The following is a 1,871-nucleotide window of genomic DNA, read 5'->3' as shown; positions in this document are numbered from 1 at the left end:
GCTGCTCGGCGTCCCTCGGAGTCCCCGTGGCGGATGACGTGCGGGAGCACGGTGAGTGCATGCAGACGGGCGACCAGTCGCCGTTTCGCGACGCGCTCGGTCCGCCGCCATCCCTTCTCCGCGGCGAGCGCCGCGGCGAGTGCGAAGTATTCACGCTCGTCGCGGAAGCGCCGACCGTCGAGCAGGGTCCGCTGAGATGCGCTGGAATCATGGCGACGGTACGAGAATGCCGTCTCCGGGACGTAGGCGAGCGAGCCGCCGTCGAACGCGATGTCCATCAGGAGAGCCAGGTCCTGGATGACGGCCAGGCCGTCTCTGAAGTCGATGCGCTTCAACGTCTCCGTGCGGAAGGTGAGCGACGGCCAGTACAGCCAGTCACCGCGGATCAGGCTGGTCGCCATCCGCTCCCCCTCGAGCAGCGCCACTCCAGGTCCGCCCTGCGGCGCGAGCAGCTTCTGCTTGACACGATCGACCAAGGGAAGGACGGTCCTTCCGTTCTCGTCGACGACGTCGACTCCCGGCTGGATCACGTCGACCTCGGGCAGGCGCCGGATCACGCTCTTGACCAGGCGCACGTAGTTGGGCTGGAGCAGGTCGTCCGATCCGGGAATCGTGATGTGCGAACTCGTCGCCCGTCGGACGGACTCGCGGAAGTTCTCCGTGATGCCCATGTTGCGCTCGTTCAGGACGTAGGTGATCCTCGTGTCGTCGAGCGACTCGAAGTAGGCGGGAACCGAGTCGTCAGGGTACCGATCGTTCAGCACCGTCAGGCGCCACTCGGGATCATCCTGGGCACGCACGGACTCCACCGTCTGCCGGAGAAGGCCGGGGTCGCCCCAGTAAGGGATGAAGATCTCGAGGGTCATCGACGTGCTCCGTCCTCGGCGGCGGATGAGCGCCGCAGACGCATCACTCGCACAGCACCACCTCGTACAGCACCGCATCGCCCACGGCGTCGACCTCTCGCACGGACTCCGACCTGTCGAGTCGGTCGAGACCCTCATACGGGTGTTCTCCCCCGTTGACCTCCTGGGTGCCGAAGTCGAGCACGTAGTCGACACCGAGTCGCTCGAGCGCGTCGCAGACGGCGGAGCCGGGGCGCGCCGAATCGAGGCCGAGGAGCAGAGTCTCCATATCCTCCGTGATGTCCATCAGCGTGTGCGGCATCACGACCCTGCGGTCCGCGAGCGCGTAGGCGAGCGCGGTGCCCGTCCACGGGCTTCCGAGGATGACGGCGTCTTCGGGTACCTCGTCGTCCAACCGCTCGATGAGGGCGAGTTCGTCCGAGTTCACCAGGGGCGAGTCGGGAGTGACTGCGAAGGCGCCGTGCGCACTGGTGACGGCCTGGCGCATGCTCGTCGCCTGCGGCACGATCACCAGGACGGCGACGACCAGGAGCACCGAGGCGCCCGTCCGGAGTCGCGGAGCGGAGACCTTGCTCAGCAGCCGCTGCGTCACGGGCCAGAGCCAGGCGCCGCCGATTGCCGCCAGGGGAACCCACGCGAGTGGCAGCAGGGCCGCAAGCCGCGGGGCATTGTTGTACCAGGCTCCCGTCAGGATGTCCCTCGGCGTCCAGTACGGCAGCCCGGAGACGACCACGTAGAGTCCCGCGGCGGCCACGAACAGCGCGAGCGCGACCCAGTCGGCCGTCGTGCGGCGACGCACCGCCACGACTGCCCCCATGATCACGAGCGTCGCGAGCACGATGTTGACCGGGGCGAACCAGACCGAGGCGGTGATGACCTCGCCGATCGCCTGCCCCACCGTCTCCGTCGTCGTCCAGGTGCGCGCCGGTGCGGGCGGACGGAGCACGAACCACAGACCGGCGGCGACCAGGACGAACAGTCCCATCCACACTGAGGCGACGGCCT

General features: G+C 68.3%; 2 protein-coding genes. Both read right to left on the bottom strand.

Annotated elements, in window-relative coordinates:
- The coding region (locus tag KZA10_RS13835; protein WP_218683166.1) for a glycosyltransferase at positions 1-866 on the bottom strand (866 nt) is incomplete at its 3' end.
- A gap of 43 nt (positions 867-909) precedes the next feature.
- Positions 910-1,871, bottom strand: a 962-nt coding sequence (locus tag KZA10_RS13830) for a DUF6541 family protein (protein WP_374196595.1), incomplete at its 5' end; no start/stop codon positions are given.

The sequence above is a fragment of the Microbacterium sp. BF1 genome (assembly GCF_019279095.1).
GTDB lineage: Bacteria > Actinomycetota > Actinomycetes > Actinomycetales > Microbacteriaceae > Microbacterium > Microbacterium maritypicum.
This window is presented reverse-complemented; position numbering and strand designations above follow the sequence as displayed.